Here is a 25489-nt window from a genome sequence, read left to right as displayed (position 1 = left end):
TGGGAATAGGGACACCTTGGCTAGAGATTCCCCTCACCTAATAAGAGTGATATAATAATTTCAATTGCCCAAATGATTTTTAAACCAAAATTGAATCTTTTCGTGGAATTTTGAAGTAGTTTAACATCCTCCGAATTGCGGGAGATTTTTAGAAAGATGGAAGAAAACATGGGCAAAGAAACCGACGAGCTTAACGGCGGTCCATTATATAAACAAGCGCTAAGAGAGAGTCAGGTAGCCAGTCGTAGAGGAATTAGGGAGGAAAGGGAGAGAAGAAGGCAGGGGTTGGGATCTGAGGAACAGTTAACTGGATTAGAACCCAGAAAGCGAATATCGAGAAGTCAAGCAGTTACTACGGGTCTCGTTCTTGCTGCCCTGGGGGCTGCTCAAATTAAGGGAGCGGCTAGTATTGGTGTTTCTTCAGCCTCCGAATCAGGCCCAACTCCAAGAATTCTTCCTGCTCCAGAAGATAGAGAAGGGGGGGAGTTTGAGGCAACAATTAAAGCAATCAATCAAGAACAAAATGTTGTTTTAAATGTCGTCACCCCTACCGCGGATGAAATCAGAAGTGGTCAACTAAATATTGTCAATCCTGAAGGAGCGGGAGTGGGGGGAGAAGCGGAGATCCTGTCCCCCGAGATCAACGCGATATGTAGAATTTCTTTGACTTCCGGGCCGGGTGAATTTGTTATCCCCAAAGGATTAGTGGACCGGATTGATCCCGAGCTAGATTCGAGACTCAATGAGAGAGTTATCAATTTCTTTGAGGTAGTCAATCGAGGAAAAGGCAACATAGAACCAGGAACTGGGCCTTTTAGGGATTTCTGGATTTATGCCTATTTAAATGGAGAAAGAAGAGGTGGGGAGATCATTGATTCGGTTCCTTTTCCAACAGAAGAGGGTTTATACCTATCATTAGCCTCCCACGAAGAACGAATCAGGAGTCCATTTATGAAACAGGTGGTTTCTGATATTATACCAATCTCAAGGTCTATCAATGAAATGTTTAGAGACAATCTTAACCCTGCTTTGTTTCGTGATGGAGTTATTCCTCAACTACCTGAGGAGGAAGAGGAAATTCTTAGTTCGTTGATTCTTCCTGGATGGAGTACAGTTGGGGCAGGCTTGGGTTATCCAAACAGCGTCATGATATTTGGAGATAGTTATGCAAAACCAGTTTCGGATTATAATAAATATGCAGCTGATTTCATAGTCCAATATATCCATGAAGCAATTCACTCCTTCCCTCAAGCCCAAAGAGCCCCAGGTATTGAAGGTGTTGATTGGGCGACGAGAACTCCAGAATCGAAATTTGTTCATGCCACCCAAGAGGCTGTGGAGGATTTTGCTTTAAAAATATTGAGAGAGAAAGGGCTTGAAGTTCTCTATCCAGAAGGGCCTTCGGTTCGCCTCATTCCGGTTGTTTATGTTTATGGTGTCCTGAAAGAGGGAGGTAAAGACGCATTTAAAGGGTTGCTTAACTCGATGGCTAGCGGTTCTTGCCTTATGACGGATGATTACGAAGAAGTAAGAGGGAATCATTTATCATGGGATGAACTCTTTAGTGCTCAGTTACTTCAATTTGATGAAAGAGCTCAAGATGAGATAATGGCGATGGTTGATTTATATTGGCCCCAATTTATAGGAGAATACATGAGATATAATCATTGAGGCTGAATGATTTGTTAATTTTTTTCCGAGTTGTTGACATCTAGTAGTAAATTTGTTTAAATTTAACTAATGCAGCTGCCTGCCATTAGAGAAAAAATATTAGGGTTGCCTCGTTTACTTAAGGTTTTACTTCCAATCTTATTCATTTTAATTTTGATTATAGTTGCTGAAGGTTTTTATTATCTTTGGACTTTAAGAAAGACAGCCGAGGAATCAAAATATATCAATACTGAAGTTGTTTACCAAGAGGGAGTGTTTTTGTACGATAAAGAAACTAAAGAACCAATCGCCATCAGGGGTTGGGTGACGAAGATTGATGGTTGGTTTTTGACAATTGAAAATAATAGGCAGGAGGTTACAATAGAAATTAACAAAGATTTTGAATATGCAGATATTACTAGAGAGCCAAAGAGCACTTCCGATGATAAAGTGGGTTTAAATCTAAGTAAGAATGAAGAGAGAAGCATAACAAAAAGCAAAGAAATTATAGACAAAGAACTCCGAGAAAAAGGGATCATTATAGACTCTCATCGACTCCAAGTTGACAATTTAAACCTGTTAATCAATATTGGTGACTTTGTTGTTGTAAATAAAATTAATTTAGGAGAGACAGGAATAATCACGGGGGAATTTTTATCACTTTTAAGTTTTTTAAGAAAGTAATTTTGCTATGAGAACTAAGACTTTAATTTTAGTTTTGCTATTCACCGTTTGTGTCCTAATGTTTACGGCAAAAAGTGTTTATGGGGATGTTTGTACTTCAACTGGACGCATTTCTTGTGAATGTGGACGTTGCATTATTGAGGTGGGTCAAATGGGGGATGGTTGTTCCTGGAGTGACTGTTTGTGTGTTGGTTGCGAAATGTCCGATGGATATTGTTGCCCCTGTTCTTCATGTGGTGCTCCTTGTTTTACTGGGGAAACGGAGATTAATTTAGGACAGGAGGGTGAAAGAGCAGGAGAGCAGAAGGGGGAGACGAAGCAAATTAAAGACTTGAAACCGGGTGAGATTGTTTCTTCGTTTAATCCGGAGACAGGGGAAATAAAAGAAGGCACGGTTTCTAATGTGACTAAAACAATTCGGGAAGGCTACTATGGGCTGGAAACTGAAAGTGGGAAGAAGGTGAAGGTGACGGGAGAACACCCATTCCTCGCCATTAAAGGCGAGAATAACCAAGCTTCAAGCACCAAACTCCAAACAACACTTGATAAATTTAAAGATATTCTTTCAAATACGCTGACTTATCGGTTGATTACTGGTTTACAGGCGAAGGTAAGTGAAATATTAAAATAAGATGAAAAAACTGCTCTCGGTTAGAGATATTGGATATTGGATATTAGGAATTAGTTTATTCTTCGTCTTCTCTAAAACCATTCATGCGCAAGAGGTGGTGGAAATTCCTGGACCGGAGATTAAAGAGGCTGGATTTATTCAGGTTAAGGAATTAAATATTGGCGATGTGGTTTTTGTTAAGGGAGAAGAGGGTTTGGTGCCTGAGCAAATCACTAAACTTGAATACAAACAAGAGCCGGTTGAAGTTTACAATCTTTCGGTTGATGGTGAAGAAACCTTTTTCGCCAATGATTTTGCCGTACATAATAAAGGGTCTGAAAGAGACGCTGTCTGTTTTATTGAAGTAGCTCCTCGAATTCAGGGCAAGAGTGACAATCAATTAAGGGATGAGGGCTATCTTGAAACATGGAATGTTGGTAATCATGGTAACGCTTTCAGGAATCTTTTTCAGTATTACGGTATTGGACCGGGTGGTAATGGCTACACAGAAGGAGGTGGTGACCAAGTTTGCCGGTTTGGTCAAGTAATTAATGGCTGTTTGTATAAAAGAAGGAGTTGTATAAGTGCCGGTCAACCCTGTCGCGGTTGTTATCCTGCTTTTGGAACTACTTGTGCTCCTTCTAGTCACGCCTGCTATGATTGTGAGTTAACTTGTGGTCCTGGAAAATTTGGACACCTTGCGGGAGACAGTCGGTTAAGATTTACTGAGCACATAATATGTGACGGCGAACAACCGTGTGGAGCTGCTCTTAAGGTTACTGCTCCAACTGGTTATGTGATCAAATCTTTTACTTTCAGTGTTGATTTTAGGATGTGTAACAAGACAGGTTGCCACGGTAGTCTTAATTTTTCCCGAGGAATGCGTTGGCATCTTAGTGATGGCTTAAGGGCAAATGCAATCATCGCTAGTTACACCAGTTCAGGGAAGCGAACAATTCAGATGGATAGAGGAACGAAATATTTCTTTGTTTACTCCCAGATATCTGAAAAAGAAAATCCTGAAAATGATTGTAATGTTAATAGTTTTGAGCTCTATGATATGGAGCTTAATTTACTAAAAACAGATGACGTCCATGAAGCAGAAGCTGAAGTTATTAATAATTCTCTTGTTTATTACGTAGATGATGCGATGTATACCCATAAAGTGGGAATATGGCACTTTCGAGCGGTTGAAGATGGCAAAATTCAATTAAGTATTGATAGTGGATCTACCTGGGGGTCAGTTATGGATATTCCTGAGGGTGGAAATTTCAGTTATCCTTTAACGCTTAATCCTGGCGAAAATTCGGTAATGGCAAGAGTTAAGTTTAAAACAGCTGAATGGAGTTATTGTGCCGATTCAATTCTTTATCCTGCTCCAACTGGAACTATTCAGGGGACGGTTTTTGAAGGATCTTCCTGTTCTGAATTAGGGGAAACCGTTTCTGGGGGTACCGTTCAAATTGCCGGTTATGGTACAGATACTCCTGATCCTGATTATTCCTTTGAGGTACCTATAGATCAATTGCATACAGTGATGATGACTGCTTTTCCTGGAGAGTATTCTGATCCGATTTATTGTGATGATGAGGGTGATGAGACTAATCAAGTGATGTTAACTGAGGGAGGAGAAACTAAGACAATCAATATTGGTTTGACTAAGGCGGCTGGGTCTTGGTTTCAGGCTCAAGAAGGTGATGTTCATTCTCAAGAGAGTATTAATTCTGATTTACCTGGAGAGGATGATAATTTTTGTTTAGCGGGTGAGGGAGGCACTCCAGGCGTGGTTTCTCATAAAGAAACTTTGGGAGATAATCCTTGGGGGGAAGGGAACGTCTCTGTGGAAGGCTGGTTAGCCAATACAGAATTTTCTCGGAAGAGATTCAATTACTTTTATGAACTTTTGGGTTCACCTGAAGAAGATTACGGTGGTGGTTTACCATCTGATTCTGGAGTTTACTACACTGCTGATGCTTTAACGGTTGATGGTTGGAGTATTCCTGAGGGAACAAAAATTGTTATCTTAGTTGATAATGAGGTGAATATTGATAGTAATCTTGATGTTAATGGCTTTTTAGCCATTATTGCCTCAGGAAAAATCAAGGTAGCGGAAACAGTAACTCAAGTGGAAGGAGTCTTTATTACTGATAAAGAGTTTGAGGTTGATAAAGTTGGTGAAGGCAACGATGTTCAGTTTGTGGGTGAAGGAGTTTTTGTGGCTCAGTCTTTTGAGTTGGCAAGAGATTTAGGAGAGGATTTGAACAGAACAAGACCAGCAGAGAAATTTGTTTACCGACCAGACTTTTTGATGACTGCTCCTTCAGTGCTCTTTACCCCTTCTTACACTTGGCAGGAAATACCCCCTTAGATTAATTGCTATTATTTTTCATTTTCATTGTCTATCTAGAGTCTTAAGAGATTGGAGAGGAGGATTGCGGTTTTTTTAGTTGCGAATTTAAATTTATTGCCCATTATCCTGTTAATTAAAATATTCTATGTTAAGATATTTTTATGAGTAACGATTCTTTAAGGAAAATTTTTCCTTTCTTTTTACTTCTAGTTTTTATCTCTATTTTTTTCTTTTTGTTTGATTATTTTGGTTGGCTAACCGGAGTGACAGGTTTTTTCGAAAGACCTTTTTTGTTTATTGAACGTCCTTTTTATTCAGTCTATCAATCTGTTAATCAGTCTTTTAATCAATTGGCTGATCGAAATGAAAGTCAGCAGATTGCTGAACTTCAGGTTGAATTGCGTCAATTGGCTCTTGATCAAAATAAATTAACTACTTGCCTTGAGGAAAACGAATACTTGAAAAAACTTTTGGGAACATCTTTACCTTCAGCTTGGCAGTTTAAAATGGTTAGGGTGATTGGTTTGACTGAACAACTGAAGATTGATTTAGGGAGGAGTAAGGAGGTTGAGGTAGGCATGAATCTAGTTTCAGAAAATATTTATGTGGGTCGAGTGGTTATGGTTAATGAAAGAGAAAGTTTGGTCCAGTTACCCACTGACCCTAATTCAAGAATACCGGTGGTGATTAAACAACCTGGGGCCACTGGTTTTCAAGCCCGAGGTTTATTGATTGGTAAATTTGGGGGTCAATTGGTTTTGGAACGGGTTTTACAAGAAGAAGATATTCGTCAAGGTGATTTGATAGTCACTTCTGGCGAAGAAGGCTACTTGCCTGATTTAGTCATTGGTCAGATCAAGGAAGTGAACAAAGGCACAGCCGAGATTTATCAGCAGGCCGTAGTTTCTCCTTTACTTGATTATTCGTCATTAAGGTTTGTTTTCTTGGTCATACCATGAAGCCCTATTTAATTCTAATTCTGGTTTTTTTCTTAGCTATTTTACAGGGTGCTTTTTTAAGGCTTAATTTGGTTTTGCTTTTAGTTCTTGCTTGGGCAATCTTTCGGCCAACTAAAGAAGTTTTTCTGGTGGCTTTTTTTTCAGGTTTGTTACTTGATTTGGCTAAGGGTATGCCTCTTGGTCTTTCGAGTTTAATTTTCCTGGTAGTTGTTTTTCTTCTTTCCCTTTATTCACGGCGTTTTGATTCACTCTATCCTTTATTTTTACCGGTTTTTGTTTTCTTTAGTTCTTTGGTTTATAGGTTTATTTTCTCTCATTATTGGTTCTGGTTTGAGAGTTTAATCTTGGCTTTGGTGGCTTTAGGAGCCAGATATCTTTTAGTCTTTTTGGTTGGTCGGATTGATCGCAAGCAACTTAGACTTCAATGAGGAAACTTTCTACAGATATCACCGCTAAACCTGATTCTTCTTTTCTGACAGAATCAGATATAGAAAATAGACAAGGTAATAGGTTTTCTTTAGGCAGAATCTATTTTTTCTATGGTTTTTTAATTATTTGTTTTTTATTGTTAATTGGTCGTCTTTTTGAATTGCAGATTATTCTTGGCGCCAGAAATAGGCTTTTAGCTGAGGAGAATCGGATTAAAAAAGAAATCATTCCGGCGCCCAGGGGAATGATTTATGATCGTCAGGGAAAGCCTTTAATTAAAAACAAACCGGTTTACCGATTGAAAAAAGAAAATTGTGATTTGGAAGAAGGGGATTGCTTTGAGGAAATTAGTCGTGAGGAAGCTTTGAGGATTGAGGTGGCTGGTGGGAAAAAGGAAGCAGATTTGCGTTTAGATGTCGGTCGAGATTATCTTTATGGTCAGGCTCTGGCCCATGTCTTAGGTTACTTAGGCGAGGCGAGTGAAGAGGAAGTCAGAAAAAATCAATGGCAATTAGGTGATTTGGTGGGTCGGACCGGAATTGAGGAAGAGTATGAGAAGATTCTACGGGGTCAGGATGGTGGTGTTATCTATGAAGTGGACACGGCCGGGAATCGGGTTCGGGAAATTGGTCGGACAGAATCTCTGCCAGGTCAAGATCTTCATCTTTCCCTTGATGCCCAGCTCTCAAAAGTAGCTTACCAGGCCTTAAAAGGCAGACCAGGGGTCGTGGTGGTTACTGAAGTTAAAACCGGCCAAGTTATTGTACTCATTTCTTCGCCTTCCTTTGATCCTAATCAGATTAAGTCTGAAGATTTAATTAATGAGTCAAAACCCATGTTTAATCGGGCCATTAGTGGGGCTTATCCACCTGGATCAACCTTTAAAATTGTGACGGTAGCGGCGGGGATTGAGGAGGGTAAAGTTGATGAAGGAACTGTTTATGAAGACCAAGGTTTTATTCAGATTGGTGATTACATTTACAAGAATTGGTATTACACTCAATACGGTCGAACCGAAGGAGAAATTAATTTAGTCAGGGCGATTAAACGTTCAACCGACACTTTCTTTTACAAAATTGGCGAGTGGGTAGGGGCCAATAAATTAGCAGAGTGGGGTAAGGCGTTTGGTTTGGGTCGGGAAACGAGAATTGATTTGAAAGGAGAGGTTAAGGGTTTAGTGCCGACACCAGAATGGAAAGAAAAAACCATTGGCGAAAAATGGTTTTTAGGCAATACTTATCATTTTGCCATTGGTCAGGCAGACCTGTTAACAACACCTCTGCAGGTTAATATGATGACCAGTGTCATTGCCAATAATGGCAAGCTTTGTTCACCCAAAATCAAACAAGGAGATCAGACTGCTGAATGTGTGGATTTAAAACTAAAACCGGAAACTTTGAAATTAATCAAAGAGGGAATGAAAGAAGCTTGTTCGCCTGAAGGGACCGCTTTTCCTTTCTTTGATTTTAGTCCTCAAGTAGGCTGTAAAACCGGAACGGCTGAATTTGGCGATCCTGAAGACAGAACTCATGCTTGGTTAACCGCTTTTGCGCCGGTGGATGATCCAGAAATTGTCGTTACCGCTCTAGTAGAAGCTGGAGGCGAGGGTTCTTATGTGGCCGCGCCGATTGTCAAAGAAGTAATGGAGGTCTGGTTTAAAACTGATTGACAAATCCTATAATAATTGATAGAATACTATTTATATTAGATTTTAGCACACTCAAAAGTAAACTAAAGGAGGGAGGGGACCATGCTTTGGGATCTACTGAAGGGTTTCGCGGGCGGTTGTTTATTCGTAGCAGCATTCAATTACTGGAGGATAGACAAGATAGGTTACCCTTCGCCAATGCCGCCATATCGAATGTTCATGTGGGGTGGCATATTTGGACTCTTGGCCATGGGAATAATCCTGTTTCTCCTCATACTAAGAGACCCTGCGTTAGCTTGGCGCTATATCCCGAGAATGGTCCTGATTGTTGCGAGCATTGCCTCGGGAGCGGCTGCTTGCCACTATTTCATGGTGAAGAATTCCTACTAAGGGAGAGGGGGAGAGATGAGAAAGAAGGTACTGGCGGGACTCTACTACTTCAGTCTGATAGGTGCTGCTGTGATATTCGAGTATCATATCTTCAGCACCTGGCTGAGGTGGGTTCAGATGAGAGAGATTAGCATTCATCTCCTATGGGAGGTGCCTGTGCTTTTCTATATGATCTTGATCCCACTCCTCTTCATCATGACTGGAGTCATTGGGTTGACGATGACGGATAGAATCATAGCCAGAACCAGCTTCTACATTTTCATCAGCGGGCTGGTTTCGTATCCGATTGCCTTCTGGTTAGTAGATGACATACTCAACTGCCAGCCGAATCGGGTCATCGCTATGATTCTTCTCTGTTTGGTCTGGAGAATAACAGATCCTCATCCAGATCAACCGTCAAACCAATTGGTTTCGATTCAAGTTCAAGAAAACGGTTTACACCCGTAAAGTGTACGTTATTGCGAGGTCTTTCCATTCGAATGGAAAAGCGTTAAACCTCGCTACTTTTTTGCAAGAAACTTCTTATGTTATTCTAGAAGGGTGAATGAAGAGAGATTGTCTTGGTTAGCTTTTTCGGCTTTTGAGGGAATTGGTCCTAAAAGATTTGCTCTTCTTAAAAATTATTTTGGTTCGGCTAAAAAAGCTTGGCAAGCCAAGAAAGGGGAGTTGTTGGCGATTGGTTTGGGACCAAAATTAACTTCTCGGTTGGTTAGATTCAGGCGTGACTTTAATCCAGATTCGTATTTTCTTCGGTTGCGTGAAAATGAAATAGAGTGCTATTTTCTAGATGATAATCGTTACCCAGAAAGCTTAAAAAAGACAGATAATCCGCCATTTGTGTTATATAGTAAAGGCACTATCAGTCCTCGAGACAAATTAGCAATGGCGGTGGTAGGTACAAGAAGGATGACAAATTACGGTTATCAGGTGACGGAAAACCTGGTTAAGGGACTGGTAAAAGCCGGTTTGACGATTGTTTCTGGATTAGCTCGCGGGGTTGATTCTTTGGCTCATAGGGTTGCTTTAAAAGCTGGTGGTCGGACAATTGGCGTTTTGGCTTGTGGTTTGGATTTGGTTTATCCGCCTGAGAATCTTGGTTTGGTTCAGGAGATTACTAAGGATCATGGAGCAGTTGTTTCCGAATTTCCTTTAGGGGTGAGACCCACGCCAGGCAGTTTTCCATCCCGGAATAGGATTATTTCTGGTTTATCTTTAGGGACATTGGTAATTGAAGCGCCGAAAAAATCTGGGACTTTAATTACCGCCCGTCATGCGGCCGAACAAGGCCGGGAGGTTTTTGCTGTTTCCGGTCCGATTACTTCGCCAAATGCGGCTGGTCCGGCTTATTTAATTAAGATGGGAGCCAAACTTGTTTTTGAGGTTGATGATATTTTAGAAGAGTTAGGTTTTGACAAAGAGACTAGAATTAAAAGATTAAAGGAAATAGTTGCTGAAAATCCTGAAGAAGAAGTGATTTTATTTTTACTTAAGAGTCAGGCAAAATCTATTGAGGAGATTGTCCAGGAATCAGGTTTTGATCCTGGTCAGGTAATGAAGCTTATAAGTTTGATGGAAATCAAGGGTCAAATCAAAAATTTGGGTAATATGTTATATTCAATAAAGAAATGAATTTAATTATTGTTGAGTCACCAACGAAATCAAAAACTTTAACTCGCTTTTTGGGTAAAGGTTATCAGGTGGTTTCGACGATGGGTCATATTCGGGATTTGCCTAAAAAGAAATTAAGTATTGACGTCGAAAAAGACTTTAAACCTGAATATGCTTTGGTACCTCAGAAGAAAGAAGCGATTCAGAAAATTAAAGATTCCGCTAAAAAAGCTAAGAAGATTTTTTTGGCGACTGACCCGGATCGCGAAGGTGAAGCGATTGCCTTCCATATTGCCTATATTCTTAAAAGAAAAGCCGATGATTTAGCTCGAATTGTTTTCCATGAGATTACTAAAGAGGCAATTGAAAAAGCTTTGGCTGATCCTAAGAAAGTTAACCTTGATTTGGTTCATGCCCAGCAAGCCCGGCGGATTCTTGATCGGCTAGTTGGCTATAAACTTTCCCCTCTCCTTTGGCGCAAAATCCGACGGGGTTTATCAGCTGGTCGGGTTCAGTCAGTGACCGTTCGTTTGATTGTTGATCGGGAAAGAGAGATTGAAAAATTCGTTCCTGAAGAATATTGGGAGATTTGGGCTAAATTAAAGAAGCTTCTTGGTGGTCAATTAAAGGACGCCCCTATTTTTGAAGCCAAATTAATTAAGAAAAATGGCCAGACAGTCAAGATTGAGAATGAAACTCAATCTCGAGAAATGGTTGATGATTTGAAGAAGGCTAATTACGAGGTTTACGAGGTTGAAAGAAAAGAAGTTAAACAAAGACCTTTGCCGCCTTTTAGTACTTCCACTTTACAACAGAATGCGGTTCGGCGTTTAGGTTTTTCCAGTAAGAGAACGATGTATGCGGCCCAGCGTCTTTATGAAAAAGGTTTGATTACCTATCATCGGACTGATTCCTTTAATTTGGCTCAGTCAGCCGTCGAAAAGATGCGCGCCTATATAAATAGTACTTATGGGAAGGAATATGTTCCGGAGAAGCCTTATTTTTATCAAACTAAATCCAAGGTGGCTCAAGAGGCCCACGAGGCGGTTAGACCGACTGATATCCAAAGAGCGCCTAATAAAATTTCTGAAAAATTAGGTCGTGAAGAACAACGTCTTTATGAATTGATTTGGAAAAGGGCTTTGGCTTCGCAGATGAAAGCCGCTCTTTGGGATAAAACGAAGATTAAAACCCAAGCCACTTCTAAGAAAAATATTTATCTTTTAACCAGTGAAGGCAAGATTATTAAATTTGCTGGTTGGTTAATTCTTGATAATCGGCAGGAGCCAGAGGGAGGGATGGAATTGCCCGAAGTTAAAAAAGGTGATGATTTAGATTTGGTTAAGCTTAATCCCAAACAAAAATTCACCCTGGCGCCACCCAGATACAGCGAAGCTTCTTTAATTAAAGCTTTAGAAGAAAGAGGCATTGGTCGGCCTTCGACATACGCTCCCATCATTTCTACGATTCAGACTCGTCAATACGTGGAAAAGGTAGAAGGTCTTTTTCAGCCAACCCCTTTAGGGACCACGGTTAATGATTTTTTGGTCGAATATTTTTCGGAAATTGTTGATTATGATTTTACCGCCAAGATGGAAGATGAATTAGATGAAATTGCTAATGGTAAAAGAAAATGGGTGCCAGTCATTAAAGAATTTTACCAGCCTTTTGAAAAACAGCTTGAGGGAGTAGCTCAAGTGGCCGAGCGGGTTCAAATTCCTACTGAAGTCACTGATGAAAAATGTCCGGAATGCAAACAAGGGAAACTAGTGATTCGGATTGGCAGGTTTGGTAAGTTTTTGTCCTGTTCCCGGTTTCCAGAATGTAAATACACGGCTCCTTATGTGCCGAAACTTAAAGGAGTCAAGTGTTCAAAATGTGGTGGGGAAATTGTGGTCAGGAAAACTAGAAAAGGCAAACAATTTTATGGTTGCTCCAATTACCCTAAATGTGATTGGGCTTCTTGGACAAAACCAAAGTAAAAATATTGCTATTATTTTTCTTTAATTTTATCTTTTGCTAGTTGACAAAGATTTTCTTTATCTGTTATCAAATAACAGATGGCAGGCAAAAGAAAGAAAAACTTCCGACCTTCTTGGGATGATTATTTTCTTCAAATCTCTGATTTAGTTTCAACTCGGGCGACTTGCCAACGTCTTCATGCTGGCGCCATTTTGGTCAAGGATAAGAAAATTATTTCTACTGGTTATTGTGGCGCCCCTAAGGGTATTCCTGATTGTTATGCTAAGGGTTGTTTGGTGAGGGGTGGTCACTGTGTTCGGACAGTTCACGCTGAAGTCAATACTGTTGTTCAAGCGGCTTATCACGGCGTTTCCACTAATGGTTCGACTTTATATGTTAACTGGCTTCCTTGTTATAATTGTGCTAAAGTTTTGATTAATGCTGGCATTGAAAAAATTGTTTATCGTCGAGTCTATCGACCTGATCCGGAAACAAAAAAACTTTTAAGACAAGCGAAGATTAAATTAACTAAACTACCCCAAAAGAAGAAATAGTTTTCTGCCAGTTATCAGTAGTAGAAAGGACAGAATGACCTCGCCAGAATTAGGAAGAGAGCCACTTTTAGGTGAACTTTATTGTCTTAGAGCCGAATCTCCTTTTCCTCCTGAAGAAGCCCATGTTAAAGAGATGGAAATTGGCTGTTCGCCTGAATTAAGAGATACTCTTGAACAAATGGTTTCGGAAAAATATTTTAACGCTGAAGGTCTAAGACAAGCCTTGGCCGGAATCGTAGTTGGCTTTTCTTTGGAACATATTCCAAGATTAGACCATGATTTAATTACCTTAGGCAGGGATGTTTACAGCGCCCAGTCATGGCGTTATGCGAGAATTAATATTGAAAAAGGTGATCTTAGCAGGATTCATCCTCCTAAATGCATTATGGGAACTGAGTTTGAAGGCCAATTTTTGGAATTAGCGAACCAAGCAATGGCTGCTTATAATCAGATGGTTGAAATGGGAATTCCTAAAGAAGACGCTCGTTATGTTTTTCCTTGGTCTTTTGATTCGAATATGGTGGTTACCATTCAAGGACCGAAATTAGTTGATTTTGCCATTGACAATTTGAATTCACCCTATCAGGCGATGAGGGATATGGCTGAGGAGGTTCTTCAAACTTTAGGTCAAGAGTTACCAATGACGATTGAAAATTTAAAAAGGGTAGCTAAGCAAGAAGGAATTAGTTTTGAGGACCGGATGAGAATCGAAGAGATGAGAGCCGCTTATTTATATGGTTATGAAGGCGAGGTGATTGTTCATCCTCTAAGTTTCAATCCAGTTGGCCGAGCGGCGGTTGCGGCCAAGACTTGCTGGCAGGAGAAACCGCCTTCAGAATTTGTTACCGATTTTTCTAGAGAAGAACAGTTAAGGGTTTTAGAGAATATTATTGAATCAGGCCATACCTCTGTGACTGAACATCCTCATTTTCTGGTTATGGGAGCGATGAGTGAAGCTAATGGTCAAGAAATAAGGAGACATAGAATTCCTATTAGACGGGCAATGACGATTTGGGAGGCCGCTAAAAGGTATCAGGTGGTTATTCCGCCTTCAATTGAGGCCAATCCCAGAGCCAAAGAATTATTTCTCCAAACTTTGGGCTTATCAAAGGCTTTTATCGGAAAAGGCCGGGAGTTGGGTTTTCCGGAGCCAGAACTTGATCATGGGGTTCTTGTTATGATTAGTGTACCTACGTTTTTAGTGACCAATGCCACTGATATTCTTCATATTGGTAAGCGAAGACTCTGTGATAGAGCCCAATGGGAAAGTCGTGATTGGATGTTTCAGATTGCCGAGGTTTCAATTAAAAATTACCCAGAATTATTTGAAGAGCTTGGACCTAGTTGTTACAAAGGTAAGTGTCAAGAATCAAAATCCTGTGGTCATCCAGAGATTTATCAACAATGGCGAGCAGGAGTTGAAGAAACTTTAAGTCTTGACTCGCAAAAGGATAAGGGCTAAAAATAAAAACATTAGACTCTTCCTTTTTATTTCTTTTCTGCCCAGAAAGGAATTAATAATTTGTGACACCCGAAAATAGTCCTTGTACAAGATTTTCTGAAATGAAGCAGGATCTTGATTTGCATTGGTCAGGGTCGATTAGATTTGAAAGTTTTGATCCAAAGATAAAGGAAAAACCTTTACCTTCTTTTATGGAAGAAGAGGCTCCTTTTCCAGGACCAGCCGCTGAAGTTGTTGATGGCGAGTTCGGTCATATTATTATGGATGAACAAGGAGTTAATTATTATCTTGCTCCAGACAGAGAACTTGGTTGGCAGACTCGTCCTCGGGTCGAGGCGATGGTTAAACTTGTTGTTGAGAGACATGGTTTTTTGGAGGGAGATGCAGATTACAAAGCTTTGTATGCAGGAGGAGGGATGAGGGGAGGTAAAAGTATATTTTTAGCCGGATTAGGCTATGAGGCTGCTAAGAGAGGATTGAAGGTTATTCATTTGAGACCAGCAAAAGCGAGAAAAGCAGATAGACATCAGTCGTTGATTGAGGCTTTTCCTGATTCGGTCGAACTTATTGAGGTGGAAGATATCGCTCAAGCTATAGAGGTTGTTAGAAAATGTAATGTTGATTTGCTTATTCAGGATGAAATTAATTTGATAACCTTTGGGAAATCTAAAGCTTTGCCTTATCTTTACCAAAGAGAAAGAGCTGCGGTAACAATTCCTGAGATTGCTATCGCTAGGGGTATAAAGTATGCTGGTGGACTTATAGAAAGATTTGCTACTGGAGAAGCTTTCCCACCGATTTTAGAAGTCTTAAGGGCTCAGAGAGAAAATAGAGAGATTGAGTATTTTACAATGTATCCGCAATGTCTTTGTGGTGCCGGAGCAGAAACACAAGCCTTGACTGAGCTTTATTACTGGAAAGGAATGCTTAGTGATGGAGAGGAATATGTTGTGAGGCCTTTAGTACCGATTGATCAAGAAAGAGTAGCCGTTGAGAATGTTTATATTCCTGTTTGTTCGCATTGCCATGTTGAGATTCATGGCGAGAGGGCTTATAGAAAATGGGCTGTTATTAATTACGCTGGCGTTAGGAATTATACTCATTTGGATAGACTAAAATGAGAAAACCTGTTAAGGAAACGAAGAAAGGCAAGTTTATTGTTTTAGAAGGAACCGATGGGAGCGGGAAGACAACTCAGTTAAAGTTGTTGATTTTCTATTTAAAAGCAAATGGCTATCAGGTTGAAGAGGCTGATTTTCCTCAATACTACACTTCTTTTTTTGGGAAGTTAGTGGGGCGGTTTTTAAAAGGGGAATTTGGTGGCAATGATGAAGTCAGTCCTTATTTAGCTTCTCTGACTTATGCTGGTGATCGGTTTGAAGCCAAGGAAAGAATTGAGAAATGGTTGACTCAAGGCAAACTTGTGGTCGCTAATCGTTATACAGGTTCGAGTATGGGTCACCAGACCGCCAAATTGCCTAAAGAAGAACAAATAAAATTTCTTCGTTTTTTAGAAAAGTTGGAATATGAAATTTTTGGTATTCCCAAGGAGGATATTGTTATTTTTCTTTATATGCCAGTTGTTATTGGCCAGCTATTGGTTGACAAGAAGGGAAATCGTGGTTATATTGGAGGTCAGGGGCGGGATATTCACGAAGCTGATTTGGACCATCAAAAAAAGAGTTCGGAAGTTTATTTGCGATTGGTAAGAAGATATCCTTATTGGATAAGAATTAATTGTTTTGATGATGATTTGTTAACGCCTCAAGAGATTCACGAAAAGGTTTTAGAGGCTTTGAAAAAAAGAAAAATAATTAAAAAATAAAATGGGAAGGAATTTAGAAGCTGAAGGAAGGTTTGAGGTAGTTTATCTACCTGGTGAGATAGGGTGTTATCCCCATGTTAGAGATACCCAAAAAGGTGGTATTGTTAGATTTGGAGAAGGAGCCAGAACCGGTGCGGGTGATCAGCTTTTTCTCGATCCTGAAACAGCTGAAGAGGCGGCCCGATTATTAAACTCTGGAGTTAATCCTGAGGATATCGAGGGGACTTGGTAAATAAATAATTATTAAAAGATTATTAAAAAATAGGATGGAGAGATATAAAAATCAAGAAAGATCAATAAGAGTTAGATTTGAAGGCGATATTCAACAAGAAATAGTTTATGGCTCTGAGGTTTTAAATAGCTTAAAAGTAGGGGGAAGTGTTAATGTTGGTTATCCTGGAGAAATTGGCTCTGTTTCCTGTGAAATTATTGAGCCTATCCAAGAAGGAGATATTTTTATTGCTAGAGTTGAGAGTAGGTCTGGCAGAGGGCATTGTCAATTTTAATTATTACTTCTAATTGGCTTCAAGAGAATCTTATTATATAATTCTTCTGATGGATAAAATTATTGAGTGTGTTCCCAATTTTTCTGAAGGTAGAAACCAAGAGATTATTCAGGCCATTGCTAATGCCGCTCGTGATAAAGAAAAGGTTAGAGTTTTAGACGTTGAGTGGGACAAGGATCATAACCGTTCTTTAGCGACAATTGTTGGTGAACCAGAAGCGGTTTTGGTTGCGGTTTGGGAGATGATTAAAAAGGCAACCGAATTAATTGATATGGAAAAACATCAGGGTGAACATCCTCGAATTGGGGCCATTGATGTCGTTCCCTTTATACCGGTGGCCAATGTTTCCATGGAAGAGTGTGTTGAATTAGCTAAGAGATTGGGGAAAAGAGTTGGCGAAGAATTGAAGATTCCAGTTTATTTATATGAAGCGGCGGCTAGTAGACCAGAAAGAGTTAATTTGGCTAATGTCAGGCAAGGTGATTACGAGGATTTGAAAAAGGAAATTACTAGTAATCCTGAAAGAAAACCTGACTTTGGTCCGAGTCAAATGCATCCCACAGCTGGGGCAATGGTGATTGGCGCCCGGAAGTTTTTAATCGCTTACAATATTAATCTTGATACTCAAGACGTTGAAATTGCTAAAGAGATTGCCAGGTTGATTCGGGAAAAAGACGGTGGTTTTCCGGCAGTCAAGGCTTTAGGTTTTGCTATTAAGGATAAAGGTTTTGTTCAGGTTTCGATTAATTTATGTGATTTTGAAAAAACGAACATGGATGTGGTTTTTCGAAAAGTTAAGGAAGAGGTGGGAAAAAGAGGAATTAAGGTTTTTGGCTCTGAAATCTATGGTATGGTTCCCAAGGCGGCTTTAGAGGGGATTGATTTAGCTGAACTTCAATTAATCGATTTTAAAGAAGACCAGATTTTGGAAAACAAATTAAAAGAATGAAAAAATTTTTAAATGAAGTTGCTTCTAAAAAATCCGCTCCTGGTGGAGGTAGTGCTTCGGCTTTGGCTGGTGCTTTGGCTGCGGCTTTGGTGAATAAGGTTTGTCTTTTAACGATTGGTAAAGGCAAGTATCGAGAGGTTGAGGAACAGTTTAAACAGTTAAACAAGGAAATTGTTAAACTTCAGAAAGATTTGTTTATTTTAGTTGATAAGGATATGCGGGCTTATCAAGCGGTGGTTAAAACCAAGGGCGGCCAAGCGGCCACTAAAAAAGCAGCTGAAGTGCCCTTGGAGACGGCGCAAAAATCTTTGGAAGTTTTAAAAAGAGCTATCTATGCTTCTGAATATGGTAACCAAAATCTTCGCTCTGATGCTTTTTGCGCCATTGAATTGGCGACAGCGGCTGTTTACGGAGCTTTAGAAAATGTTCGGGCCAACCTTCCTTTTATTAAAGATGAAAAATATTTAGTCGAATTAAAAAATAAAATTGATGAGATTTTGAATGGAGCTAAAACGCTTGTGAAGCCTTAAGTTTTGTGTTAAAATTATTTCATCACACATATCCGGGACGAAGTTTCCTGACTGCTCCTTCCGGATAGAGGTTTAAGGAAACAAATTAATGGCCACTAAAGTATCGCTTAAAGATTTATTGGAAGCCGGAGCTCACTTCGGTCATCAGGCGCGTCGTTGGAATCCTAAAATGGAGGATTATCTTTTTGGGGTTCGAGACGGAGTCCATGTTTTTGATTTGGTCAAAACTAAGAAGGGCTTAGAAAAAGCGGCTGATTTTGTCAGAGAATTGACGGCCCAAGGTGGTCAAATTATTTTTGTCGGTACTAAACGTCAGGCCCAGGCGATTATTAAAGAAGAAGCCAAGAAAGCCAGTATGCCTTTTGTTGATCGACGCTGGTTGGGGGGAACGATTACCAATTGGCAAGAAATCAAGGGACGGATTAATCGCTTAATAGAGATGAGAGAGCAGAAGGAAAAAGGTGATTATAAGAAATATACTAAAAAAGAACAATTGTTACTTGATCGGGAAATGGAAAAATTGAATAAAAAATTGGGCGGTTTGGTTAATTTAGAAGATTTGCCAGCCGCTATTTTTATGGTCGATACCAAGACAGAGGAAATTGCGATTAGGGAAGCGAAGATGAAAGATATTCCAGTGGTGGCGATTGTTGATTCTAATTCCAATCCTGATTTGGTAGACTATCTAATACCAGCTAATGATGATGCCGTCGGCGCGATTAAATTAATTGTTTCAATTATCGGTGAAGCAGCGAGAAGTGGCCGAGAGGCTTGGCAGAAAAAAGCCAGTAAGGAAAAGAAGGAAACATCATGACCAAAATCAAGGCAGACCAGATTAAGAAACTTCGAGCTAAAACCAAGGCAGGGGTGATGGATTGTCGTCGAGCTCTGGAAGAGTCGAGTGGTGATTTGAAAAAGGCCGAAGCTTGGTTGAGAAAAAAAGGGATTGAATCAGCTTCTAAAAGAGAGGGTCGAGAAACAAAACAGGGTTTGATCGAGGTTTATCTTCATAATGATGGCAAGATTGCCGGTCTGGTTGAACTTTTGTGTGAGACCGACTTTGTGGCTCGAACAGACGAGTTTAAAAAATTAGCTCATGAATTGGCCATGCAAGCGGCGGCAATGAAACCTAAAAATGTGAAAGAGTTTTTAAAACAAGTTTGGATTCGAGACGAAAAGGAAACAATTGATTCTTTAGTCAAGGAATTAATCAGTAAGACCGGTGAGAATATTGTTGTTAATCGAGTGGCCCGTTTTGAATTAGGAGAGTAAAGTGGACGAAGTTCGTCAAAAAATGGAAAAAGTGCTCGACCTCCTGCACCAAGAACTGGTAAGTTTGAAAGTGGGCCGGGCGACACCGGCTTTAGTCGAACAAATTCAGGTTGAGGCTTATGAAACAAAAATGCCTTTGGTGGAGTTAGCAACGATTGCCTCTCCTGAATCCAACCAATTATTAATTACCCCTTTTGATCAAGCGGTTATCAGAAATATTGAGAAGGCCTTATCTTTGGATCGGGATTTGGGTCTTAATCCGGTGGTTGATGGTGAGACGATTCGTTTAACCATCCCTCCTTTGAGTGAGGAAAGACGGAAGGAGTTAGTTAAGGTTTTAGGTCAAAAATTGGAATCAGGCCGGGTGATGATTCGTCAGGTGCGTCAGGATAAGATGCAGGAGATTCGGAGTGCTTTTGAAAAAAAAGAAATTTCTGAAGATGAAAAATTTAGAAGAGAAAAGGAATTACAGGAAATTACCAACGAGTTTAATCAGAAAATTGCGGAAATAGGTAAGCAAAAAGAAGACCAATTACTAACCATCTAAATGCTTTTAACCATTATTCTCGCCTTATTAGTTTTATCCCTTCTAATCTTAGTTCATGAGCTGGGCCATTTTTTAGTGGCCAAAAGAGCCGGAATTGGGGTGGAAGAATTTGGCTTTGGTTACCCGCCTCGGATGTTTGCTAAAAAGATTGGTGAGACCGTTTATTCAATTAACTGGTTATTGTTTGGTGGTTTTGTCAGGCTTTTGGGTGAAGATTTAGAAGAAAGTGAGCGACTTAAAAAACAAGAGAGAAGTTTTTGGAATAAATCAAAAAGAGCCAGAACCGGAGTGATTGTTGCCGGCGTTATAGGCAATTTTTTGTTAGCCATTGTTTGTTTTTCGGTTGTTTATTCGGTAGCCGGTATTCCCACCAAGACTAATCAAGTGGAAATTGTCGGTTTGGTGGAAAACGGACCGGCGGTTCAAGCCGGTTTAATGACAGGTGATCTTGTTTTGAGTGTTAATGAGGTGGTGGTTGATAATGTTAATCAATTTGTTGACTTGGTTAATCAGGAAAAAGGCAAACAAATTACCCTTAAAGTAGACAGAAAAGAAAACAATCCCTGTTTGGAAAAGGTTTTAGGCGGTTTGGGTTTTAGTTGTGAGAATGGAAAATTAATTCTTTTTATGACACCGCGGGAAAATCCGCCTGAAGGCGAAGGGGCCTTGGGAGTGGTGATTAGTGATATGGAAATGAAAAAGTATCCGCTTTGGCAAATGCCCTTTTACGGAGCAAAAGAGGGTTTTAAAGAAGCTTTTGCCTGGACAGGTTTGATTGCTGGAGGTATCGGTCAAATGTTTGGTGATTTGGTCACTAAAGGCCAGGTGCCTAAGGAAATTGCTGGTCCAGTGGGAATTCTTCAATTAACTTCAACCGTGGCTCGAAGTGGCTGGCTAACTATTCTTCAGTTTATTGGTGTTTTATCAATTAATTTGGCGATTCTTAATATTTTGCCTTTTCCGGCTTTAGACGGCGGTAAATTGATTTTTATTGCTTACGAAGCGATTGCCAGAAAAAAACCTAAACCCAAGATTGAACAATGGGTTAATCTGATTGGTATGGCACTTTTAATGTTACTTTTGGCCTTAGTGACGATTAATGATGTGCGACGTTTAATTGAAACGACTTCTTTGGGAACCAAACTTCATTCAATTCTTCCATTTTAATCTTGCTCTTATAAATAGGTTTCACTATAATGAATTTTGTAGATAATTTAGAATCTTTCTAAAATGGCAGAAGAATTTGAAAAAAAAGAAATTGCTAAGAAATCAAAGAATTTTTCTCGTTGGTATACCGACGTTATTTTGAAGGCTGGCTTAGCTGATTATTCACCGGTTAAGGGTTGTATGGTAATTAGGCCTTATGGCTATGGTTTATGGGAGAATATTAAGTCTGCTTTGGATGAGATGATTAAATCAGCTGGGATTAAAAACGCCTATTTTCCTCTTTTTATTCCTGAAAGCTTTATTAAAAAGGAAAAAGAACACGTTGAGGGTTTTTCACCAGAACTGGCGGTAGTAACCATTGGTGGTGGTGAAAAGTTGGAGGAGAAATTAGTCGTTCGGCCTACTTCAGAAACAATTATCTATTCAATGTTCGCCAAGTGGATTGATTCCTGGCGGAGTTTACCCTTATGTATTAACCAGTGGTGCAACATTGTTCGTTGGGAAAAACGGACTTATCTTTTTTTGAGAACCACAGAGTTTTTATGGCAAGAGGGACATACTTGTCATGCTACCCATGAGGAGGCAAAGAAAGAAGTTGATAGAGCTCTTATGATGTATGCCAAACTCTATCAAGAATGGTTGGCTTTGCCAGGATTAATGGGAAAAAAATCTGAAGCAGAGAAATTTCCTGGAGCGGTTGATACTTTTGCTTACGAAATGTTAATGCCTGATGGTAAGGTTCTTCAGGGGTGTACTTCTCATGATCTGGGTCAAAACTTTTCTAAGCCATTTAAGATTCAGTTTCAAAACAAAAAAGGAAAGTTGGAAAATGTTTGGCAGACTTGTTGGGGTTTTTCGACTCGTTCGATTGGCGCTCTAATTATGGCTCATGGTGATGATCAAGGATTAGTTCTACCTCCTAAAATTGCTCCCAATCAAGTGGTGATTATTCCTATTAATGATAAGAATAACGAGGCAGTTTTTAAAATGGCTAGTAAACTGAAATATGACTTAGAAAAAGCTGGTATTCGGACAGTTCTTGATTCTCGGGAAGAGCAAACACCTGGTTGGCGATTTAATGAGTGGGAGTTAAAAGGCGTTCCTATTCAGATGATGGTTGGTCCAAAAGAAGTTCAAAAGAAAATAGTTACCTTAGGACGACGGGATCAACAAAAAAAGTGGGAGGTAGACTTGAATAAGGTAGTAGCAGAGACAAGAAAAACTCTTGAGGAAATTCAAGATTCAATCCTTGATGAAAGCCGGAAATTTCTAGATGATAATACTCATGAAGTTAAGGATTATCAGGAATTTAAAAAGATAATGACAGGAAAGAAAGGTTTTATTAAGGCCTTTTGGTGTGAGGATCCCAAATGTGAAACTAAAATTAAAGAAGAAACTAAAGCAACTTCGCGATTACTGCCTTTAGATGCTAAGGTAGAAAAAGGGAAGTGTGTTTGTTGTGGTCGATCTGCTCAACATCGTTGGTTTTTTGCCCAAGCTTATTAAAATAAAAAAACCTTCTTGCTTTATTTTGTTATAATGATTCCTTAATGAAGCGACGCCCCAAGATAGTTTGTTTGGGTGGGGGAACAGGTACTTACCAAGTACTTCTTGGACTTCGTCAATTTCCAGTTGATTTAACCGCTGTGGTGACCATGTCTGATTCTGGTGGTTCGAGTGGTCGTTTACGAAAGGAGTTAGGTATTTTACCGCCTGGTGATGCTCGCCGAGCCTTACTGGCTTTATCTGGTCTGCGGATTAAGAAGAAAACGCTTAACGCCCTTTTTGATTTTCGTTTTGACAATGGTGAATTGGCCGGTCATTCTTTGGGTAATTTACTTTTAGCAGCTTTAATGCAGATAACCGGTCGGACCGATATCGCTATCTCTGAAGCCGCCAGAATTTTGGAAGTTTCTGGCCAAGTCCTACCAGTGACGACAGGTAAGACCGAATTGATTGCTCGTCTCAAGGACGGGACAATTATTCGAGGTGAAACTAATATTGATGTTCGGGATATTAAACCAAAAGTACCGATTGAGGAAATTTACCTTTCCCCTAAAGGCAGAATTTTTTCTGAAACAAAAAAAGCGATTTTAAAAGCTGATTTGATTGCTTTGGGACCTGGCGATCTTTACACCTCGATTATTCCTAATCTTTTAGTTTCTGGAGTTAACAAAGCGATTAAGGATTCAAAAGCAAAAGTAATTTTAATTGTTAATTTAATGACTAAACATGGTGAGACTAATGGTTTTAAAGCCAGTGATTTTGTCAGGGAGATAAAAAAATATTTAGGGCCGGCGGGAAAGAGATTAAATTATGCTTTAGTCAGTAAGAAAGTTAAAGTGACCCCCAAAACTTTACGTTGGTATAAAAAATACAAAGCAGAGTTGGTTAAGAATGATTTAGGTCAGGGGAAAAATTTTAATGTGGTAGTAATCGTTCGAGATTTTTCTCAAAAAGGCAATCTTCTTCGTCATGATTCGCAAAAACTCGCTCGGGCAATAATTAAACTTTTGTGATAGAATTGTTTCAATGAAAAAGATCGTTACTCACATTAATCCTGATTTGGATGCCGTGGTGGCTGTTTGGTTAATCAAACGTTTTTTACCTGATTGGGAAGAGGCGGAAATTGCTTATTGTCAAGCTGGTGAAACGATTGACCAAAAACCACCAGATAAAGACCCCAATGTTTTACATGTTGATACTGGTTTGGGGAAACTTGATCATCACCAGTTGGAAGAAATAACTTCGGCCGCTGAACGTTGTTTTGTGTTCCTTAAGCAAGAAAGGAAAGGAAGTCCTTTTAAAGATTTAGATGAAAAATCTTTGATTCAAATAATTAAAGTGGCGACTGAAGTTGATAATGCTCGGGATTTGAATTGGCCAGAAACAAAAACTCATCGTTATGATTTTTATTTACATAGTTTAATTGCTGGGATTAGAGGCATGGCTGGGAGTGATGAGGAAGCAATGAATTTTGGCTTAAAAGGGATGGATGCGGTTTTCCATCAAATTAAAAAAAGTCTTGACGCTCAGGAAGAATTGAAAGAGGGGATTGAATTTTCAACCCTTTGGGGTAAAGGCATTGGTTTAGAAACTGGTAATGATAATGTCTTGTGGGAGGGAGAAAAGGGTGGTTATAGTTTGGTGATTAGAAGAGATCCGGAATCGGGCGGGGTGAGGATTTATGGTCGTTATGATACTGAGGTTGATTTGACTAAGGCTTATAATCAATTCAGAAAAAGGGACCCTAATTCAGATTGGTATTTGCATCAATCAAAAAAATTATTGCTTAATGCCGCCACCAGTCATGAGATGAAACCAACCAAATTAAGTTTAGCAGAAATAATTGAGGTTTTTAAAAAATGAAAGATTGTCTTTTTTGCAAAATTATTAGAAAAGAAATGCCAAATGATTTAATTTATGAAGATAAAGATGTTGTTGCTTTTCATGACATCAATCCCTTAACTCCTTGCCATATTTTGATTGTTCCCAAAAAACATATTGAAGGGATTCAGACAGTTAAGAGTGATGATCAAGTTGTTTTAGGTAAAATTCTTTTGACCGCTAGTAAAATTGCTAAGCAAAAGAAGTTAAAAGGTTATCGTGTTTTTTTTAATTGTGGTAAGATAGGAGGACAAGCAGTCTTTCACTTGCATCTTCATTTGGTGGGTGGTTGGAAAGATTTGCCGGAGTTTATAGAGTTAGTTAGAAAGAGACTTGGGGAAGGAGGTGCTATATGAAGTGGCAACCGTGGTACGTAAAAAACCAGGAGAATCTGATGATAAGCTTATCGCTAAATTTCGGAAAAAGGTTCAAGTAGAACAATTATTAACCGAAATTAAGGAGTTAGAATATTACGAAAAACCGTCAGTTAAGAAAAAAAAGCAAAAAGCAGAATTAAGGAGAAGACGAGTAAAGAGGTATTAATGAAAGATAAAATTCAATCAGATTTAAATCAGGCCTTAAAAGAGAGAAAGGAAAACGTTGTTTCTACTTTGCGTTTGTTATTGGCCGAGATTCACAATCAGGAGATTGCTAAACAGAGCCAATTAAGTGAAGAGGAAATTGTTGGTTTGATTCAAAAAGAAATTAAACAAAGAAAGGAATCAATTGAAGCTTATCAAAAAGGAAAGCGGAATGACTTAGTTAGTAAAGAAGAAGAAGAATTGGCCACATTGAATAAATATCTTCCTCAACAATTATCTGTCGAAGAGCTGGAGACAACTGTCCAATCGGTGATTAAGGAGATTGGTGCCAGTGGGCCAGGCGATTTTGGTAAGGTGATGGGAGTGGTGATGACTAAAGTTAAGGGTCGGGCTGATGGTCAAACAGTGAGTGAGGCTGTTAAAAAGATTTTAAGTCAATGATACCCTCTGATATGTTT

The 25489-nt window shown here is 39.5% G+C and carries 28 protein-coding genes; all 28 read left to right on the top strand.

Annotated elements, in window-relative coordinates; translation table 11 throughout:
• Nucleotides 1-156: 156 nt before the first annotated feature.
• The 28 genes from VMY36_04460 (at nt 157) to VMY36_04325 (ending at nt 25472) form a co-directional block, all read left to right on the top strand.
• Nucleotides 157-1671 (top strand): hypothetical protein, encoded by a 1515-nt coding sequence (locus VMY36_04460; GenBank protein HUV43122.1) that lies wholly within the window; start codon nt 157-159, stop codon nt 1669-1671.
• Between the two features lie 69 nt (nt 1672-1740).
• Nucleotides 1741-2334 (top strand): hypothetical protein, encoded by a 594-nt coding sequence (locus VMY36_04455; GenBank protein ID HUV43121.1) that lies wholly within the window; start codon nt 1741-1743, stop codon nt 2332-2334.
• A gap of 7 nt (nt 2335-2341) precedes the next feature.
• A complete protein-coding gene (locus VMY36_04450) occupies nt 2342-2965 on the top strand; it encodes a Hint domain-containing protein (protein HUV43120.1) in 624 nt (207 codons plus the stop codon).
• 1 nt (nt 2966) lies between these two features.
• Nucleotides 2967-5312 carry a Hint domain-containing protein gene (locus tag VMY36_04445; protein ID HUV43119.1) on the top strand — a complete coding sequence of 782 codons (2346 nt, stop codon included), beginning with the start codon at nt 2967-2969 and terminating at the stop codon, nt 5310-5312.
• 143 nt (nt 5313-5455) lie between these two features.
• Nucleotides 5456-6253 carry a rod shape-determining protein MreC gene (gene mreC, locus VMY36_04440; protein HUV43118.1) on the top strand — a complete coding sequence of 266 codons (798 nt, stop codon included), beginning with the start codon at nt 5456-5458 and terminating at the stop codon, nt 6251-6253.
• Complete coding sequence (mreD, locus tag VMY36_04435) at nt 6250-6681, top strand: rod shape-determining protein MreD (GenBank protein ID HUV43117.1); 432 nt, start codon at nt 6250-6252, stop codon at nt 6679-6681. Before mreC ends, mreD begins: the two co-directional genes overlap by 4 nt.
• A complete protein-coding gene (locus tag VMY36_04430; protein ID HUV43116.1) occupies nt 6678-8351 on the top strand; it encodes a penicillin-binding protein 2 in 1674 nt (557 codons plus the stop codon). Before mreD ends, VMY36_04430 begins: the two co-directional genes overlap by 4 nt.
• Nucleotides 8352-8735: 384 nt before the next feature.
• Nucleotides 8736-9167 carry a hypothetical protein gene (locus VMY36_04425; GenBank protein ID HUV43115.1) on the top strand — a complete coding sequence of 144 codons (432 nt, stop codon included), beginning with the start codon at nt 8736-8738 and terminating at the stop codon, nt 9165-9167.
• Between the two features lie 93 nt (nt 9168-9260).
• The gene (gene dprA / locus VMY36_04420; protein HUV43114.1) at nt 9261-10349 is read left to right on the top strand and encodes a DNA-processing protein DprA; all 1089 of its coding nucleotides are present in this window, start codon (nt 9261-9263) and stop codon (nt 10347-10349) included.
• Nucleotides 10346-12310, top strand: a complete 1965-nt coding sequence (gene topA, locus VMY36_04415) for a type I DNA topoisomerase (GenBank protein HUV43113.1) — start codon at nt 10346-10348, stop codon at nt 12308-12310. Before dprA ends, topA begins: the two co-directional genes overlap by 4 nt.
• A 78-nt stretch (nt 12311-12388) precedes the next feature.
• Nucleotides 12389-12844 (top strand): cytidine/deoxycytidylate deaminase family protein, encoded by a 456-nt coding sequence (locus tag VMY36_04410; GenBank protein ID HUV43112.1) that lies wholly within the window; start codon nt 12389-12391, stop codon nt 12842-12844.
• A gap of 34 nt (nt 12845-12878) precedes the next feature.
• Nucleotides 12879-14306 (top strand): FAD-dependent thymidylate synthase, encoded by a 1428-nt coding sequence (locus tag VMY36_04405; GenBank protein HUV43111.1) that lies wholly within the window; start codon nt 12879-12881, stop codon nt 14304-14306.
• Between the two features lie 101 nt (nt 14307-14407).
• Nucleotides 14408-15427 (top strand): hypothetical protein, encoded by a 1020-nt coding sequence (locus tag VMY36_04400; protein HUV43110.1) that lies wholly within the window; start codon nt 14408-14410, stop codon nt 15425-15427.
• Complete coding sequence (locus VMY36_04395; protein ID HUV43109.1) at nt 15424-16131, top strand: thymidylate kinase; 708 nt, start codon at nt 15424-15426, stop codon at nt 16129-16131. The genes VMY36_04400 and VMY36_04395 overlap by 4 nt, the downstream gene beginning before the upstream one ends.
• Before the next feature lies 1 nt (nt 16132).
• Nucleotides 16133-16363, top strand: coding sequence for a hypothetical protein (locus VMY36_04390; protein ID HUV43108.1), 231 nt, complete (start codon nt 16133-16135; stop codon nt 16361-16363).
• A 34-nt stretch (nt 16364-16397) separates the two neighbouring features.
• Nucleotides 16398-16637, top strand: coding sequence for a hypothetical protein (locus VMY36_04385; protein ID HUV43107.1), 240 nt, complete (start codon nt 16398-16400; stop codon nt 16635-16637).
• 49 nt (nt 16638-16686) lie between these two features.
• Nucleotides 16687-17586, top strand: coding sequence for a glutamate formimidoyltransferase (gene ftcD / locus VMY36_04380; protein HUV43106.1), 900 nt, complete (start codon nt 16687-16689; stop codon nt 17584-17586).
• Complete coding sequence (locus VMY36_04375; GenBank protein ID HUV43105.1) at nt 17583-18116, top strand: cyclodeaminase/cyclohydrolase family protein; 534 nt, start codon at nt 17583-17585, stop codon at nt 18114-18116. Before ftcD ends, VMY36_04375 begins: the two co-directional genes overlap by 4 nt.
• Before the next feature lie 88 nt (nt 18117-18204).
• Nucleotides 18205-18930, top strand: a complete 726-nt coding sequence (gene rpsB, locus VMY36_04370) for a 30S ribosomal protein S2 (protein HUV43104.1) — start codon at nt 18205-18207, stop codon at nt 18928-18930.
• The gene (gene tsf / locus VMY36_04365; protein HUV43103.1) at nt 18927-19388 is read left to right on the top strand and encodes a translation elongation factor Ts; all 462 of its coding nucleotides are present in this window, start codon (nt 18927-18929) and stop codon (nt 19386-19388) included. Before rpsB ends, tsf begins: the two co-directional genes overlap by 4 nt.
• Nucleotides 19389-19410: 22 nt before the next feature.
• Complete coding sequence (gene frr, locus VMY36_04360; protein HUV43102.1) at nt 19411-19935, top strand: ribosome recycling factor; 525 nt, start codon at nt 19411-19413, stop codon at nt 19933-19935.
• Nucleotides 19936-21102 carry a M50 family metallopeptidase gene (locus VMY36_04355; protein HUV43101.1) on the top strand — a complete coding sequence of 389 codons (1167 nt, stop codon included), beginning with the start codon at nt 19936-19938 and terminating at the stop codon, nt 21100-21102.
• A 63-nt stretch (nt 21103-21165) separates the two neighbouring features.
• Nucleotides 21166-22608 carry a proline--tRNA ligase gene (proS, locus tag VMY36_04350; GenBank protein ID HUV43100.1) on the top strand — a complete coding sequence of 481 codons (1443 nt, stop codon included), beginning with the start codon at nt 21166-21168 and terminating at the stop codon, nt 22606-22608.
• 44 nt (nt 22609-22652) lie between these two features.
• Nucleotides 22653-23621: a gluconeogenesis factor YvcK family protein gene (locus VMY36_04345; protein HUV43099.1), complete on the top strand. Its 969-nt coding sequence runs from the start codon at nt 22653-22655 to the stop codon at nt 23619-23621.
• Between the two features lie 13 nt (nt 23622-23634).
• The gene (locus VMY36_04340; protein ID HUV43098.1) at nt 23635-24471 is read left to right on the top strand and encodes a hypothetical protein; all 837 of its coding nucleotides are present in this window, start codon (nt 23635-23637) and stop codon (nt 24469-24471) included.
• On the top strand, nt 24468-24845 hold the full coding sequence (locus VMY36_04335; protein HUV43097.1) for a histidine triad nucleotide-binding protein: 378 nt from the start codon (nt 24468-24470) through the stop codon (nt 24843-24845). Before VMY36_04340 ends, VMY36_04335 begins: the two co-directional genes overlap by 4 nt.
• 1 nt (nt 24846) lies before the next feature.
• Nucleotides 24847-25032: a 30S ribosomal protein S21 gene (gene rpsU / locus VMY36_04330; protein ID HUV43096.1), complete on the top strand. Its 186-nt coding sequence runs from the start codon at nt 24847-24849 to the stop codon at nt 25030-25032.
• On the top strand, nt 25032-25472 hold the full coding sequence (locus tag VMY36_04325; GenBank protein ID HUV43095.1) for a GatB/YqeY domain-containing protein: 441 nt from the start codon (nt 25032-25034) through the stop codon (nt 25470-25472). Before rpsU ends, VMY36_04325 begins: the two co-directional genes overlap by 1 nt.
• Nucleotides 25473-25489 lie beyond the last annotated feature (17 nt).

The organism is Patescibacteria group bacterium (genome assembly GCA_035529375.1).
Classification (GTDB): Bacteria; Patescibacteriota; Microgenomatia; order PFEM01; family JAHIFH01; genus DATKWU01.
Note: the sequence above shows the minus strand (reverse complement) of the source record. Positions and strands in the feature narration are given on the sequence as shown.

Bases quoted from the DNA above. Each gene is read 5' to 3' on its own strand.
- VMY36_04345 (HUV43099.1), top strand. From the start codon at position 22,653: ATGAAGCGACGCCCCAAGATAGTTTGTTTGGGTGGGGGAACAGGTACT.
- VMY36_04390 (HUV43108.1), top strand. From the start codon at position 16,133: ATGGGAAGGAATTTAGAAGCTGAAGGAAGGTTTGAGGTAGTTTATCTA.
- VMY36_04450 (HUV43120.1), top strand. From the start codon at position 2,342: ATGAGAACTAAGACTTTAATTTTAGTTTTGCTATTCACCGTTTGTGTC.
- VMY36_04355 (HUV43101.1), top strand. From the start codon at position 19,936: ATGCTTTTAACCATTATTCTCGCCTTATTAGTTTTATCCCTTCTAATC.
- VMY36_04340 (HUV43098.1), top strand. From the start codon at position 23,635: ATGAAAAAGATCGTTACTCACATTAATCCTGATTTGGATGCCGTGGTG.
- VMY36_04375 (HUV43105.1), top strand. From the start codon at position 17,583: ATGAAAAAATTTTTAAATGAAGTTGCTTCTAAAAAATCCGCTCCTGGT.
- frr (HUV43102.1), top strand. From the start codon at position 19,411: ATGGAAAAAGTGCTCGACCTCCTGCACCAAGAACTGGTAAGTTTGAAA.
- VMY36_04400 (HUV43110.1), top strand. From the start codon at position 14,408: ATGAAGCAGGATCTTGATTTGCATTGGTCAGGGTCGATTAGATTTGAA.
- mreD (HUV43117.1), top strand. From the start codon at position 6,250: ATGAAGCCCTATTTAATTCTAATTCTGGTTTTTTTCTTAGCTATTTTA.
- VMY36_04405 (HUV43111.1), top strand. From the start codon at position 12,879: ATGACCTCGCCAGAATTAGGAAGAGAGCCACTTTTAGGTGAACTTTAT.
- rpsB (HUV43104.1), top strand. From the start codon at position 18,205: ATGGCCACTAAAGTATCGCTTAAAGATTTATTGGAAGCCGGAGCTCAC.
- VMY36_04425 (HUV43115.1), top strand. From the start codon at position 8,736: ATGAGAAAGAAGGTACTGGCGGGACTCTACTACTTCAGTCTGATAGGT.
- topA (HUV43113.1), top strand. From the start codon at position 10,346: ATGAATTTAATTATTGTTGAGTCACCAACGAAATCAAAAACTTTAACT.
- proS (HUV43100.1), top strand. From the start codon at position 21,166: ATGGCAGAAGAATTTGAAAAAAAAGAAATTGCTAAGAAATCAAAGAAT.
- VMY36_04335 (HUV43097.1), top strand. From the start codon at position 24,468: ATGAAAGATTGTCTTTTTTGCAAAATTATTAGAAAAGAAATGCCAAAT.
- mreC (HUV43118.1), top strand. From the start codon at position 5,456: ATGAGTAACGATTCTTTAAGGAAAATTTTTCCTTTCTTTTTACTTCTA.
- ftcD (HUV43106.1), top strand. From the start codon at position 16,687: ATGGATAAAATTATTGAGTGTGTTCCCAATTTTTCTGAAGGTAGAAAC.
- VMY36_04430 (HUV43116.1), top strand. From the start codon at position 6,678: ATGAGGAAACTTTCTACAGATATCACCGCTAAACCTGATTCTTCTTTT.
- VMY36_04325 (HUV43095.1), top strand. From the start codon at position 25,032: ATGAAAGATAAAATTCAATCAGATTTAAATCAGGCCTTAAAAGAGAGA.
- tsf (HUV43103.1), top strand. From the start codon at position 18,927: ATGACCAAAATCAAGGCAGACCAGATTAAGAAACTTCGAGCTAAAACC.
- VMY36_04455 (HUV43121.1), top strand. From the start codon at position 1,741: ATGCAGCTGCCTGCCATTAGAGAAAAAATATTAGGGTTGCCTCGTTTA.
- VMY36_04445 (HUV43119.1), top strand. From the start codon at position 2,967: ATGAAAAAACTGCTCTCGGTTAGAGATATTGGATATTGGATATTAGGA.
- VMY36_04410 (HUV43112.1), top strand. From the start codon at position 12,389: ATGGCAGGCAAAAGAAAGAAAAACTTCCGACCTTCTTGGGATGATTAT.
- VMY36_04385 (HUV43107.1), top strand. From the start codon at position 16,398: ATGGAGAGATATAAAAATCAAGAAAGATCAATAAGAGTTAGATTTGAA.
- VMY36_04460 (HUV43122.1), top strand. From the start codon at position 157: ATGGAAGAAAACATGGGCAAAGAAACCGACGAGCTTAACGGCGGTCCA.
- VMY36_04395 (HUV43109.1), top strand. From the start codon at position 15,424: ATGAGAAAACCTGTTAAGGAAACGAAGAAAGGCAAGTTTATTGTTTTA.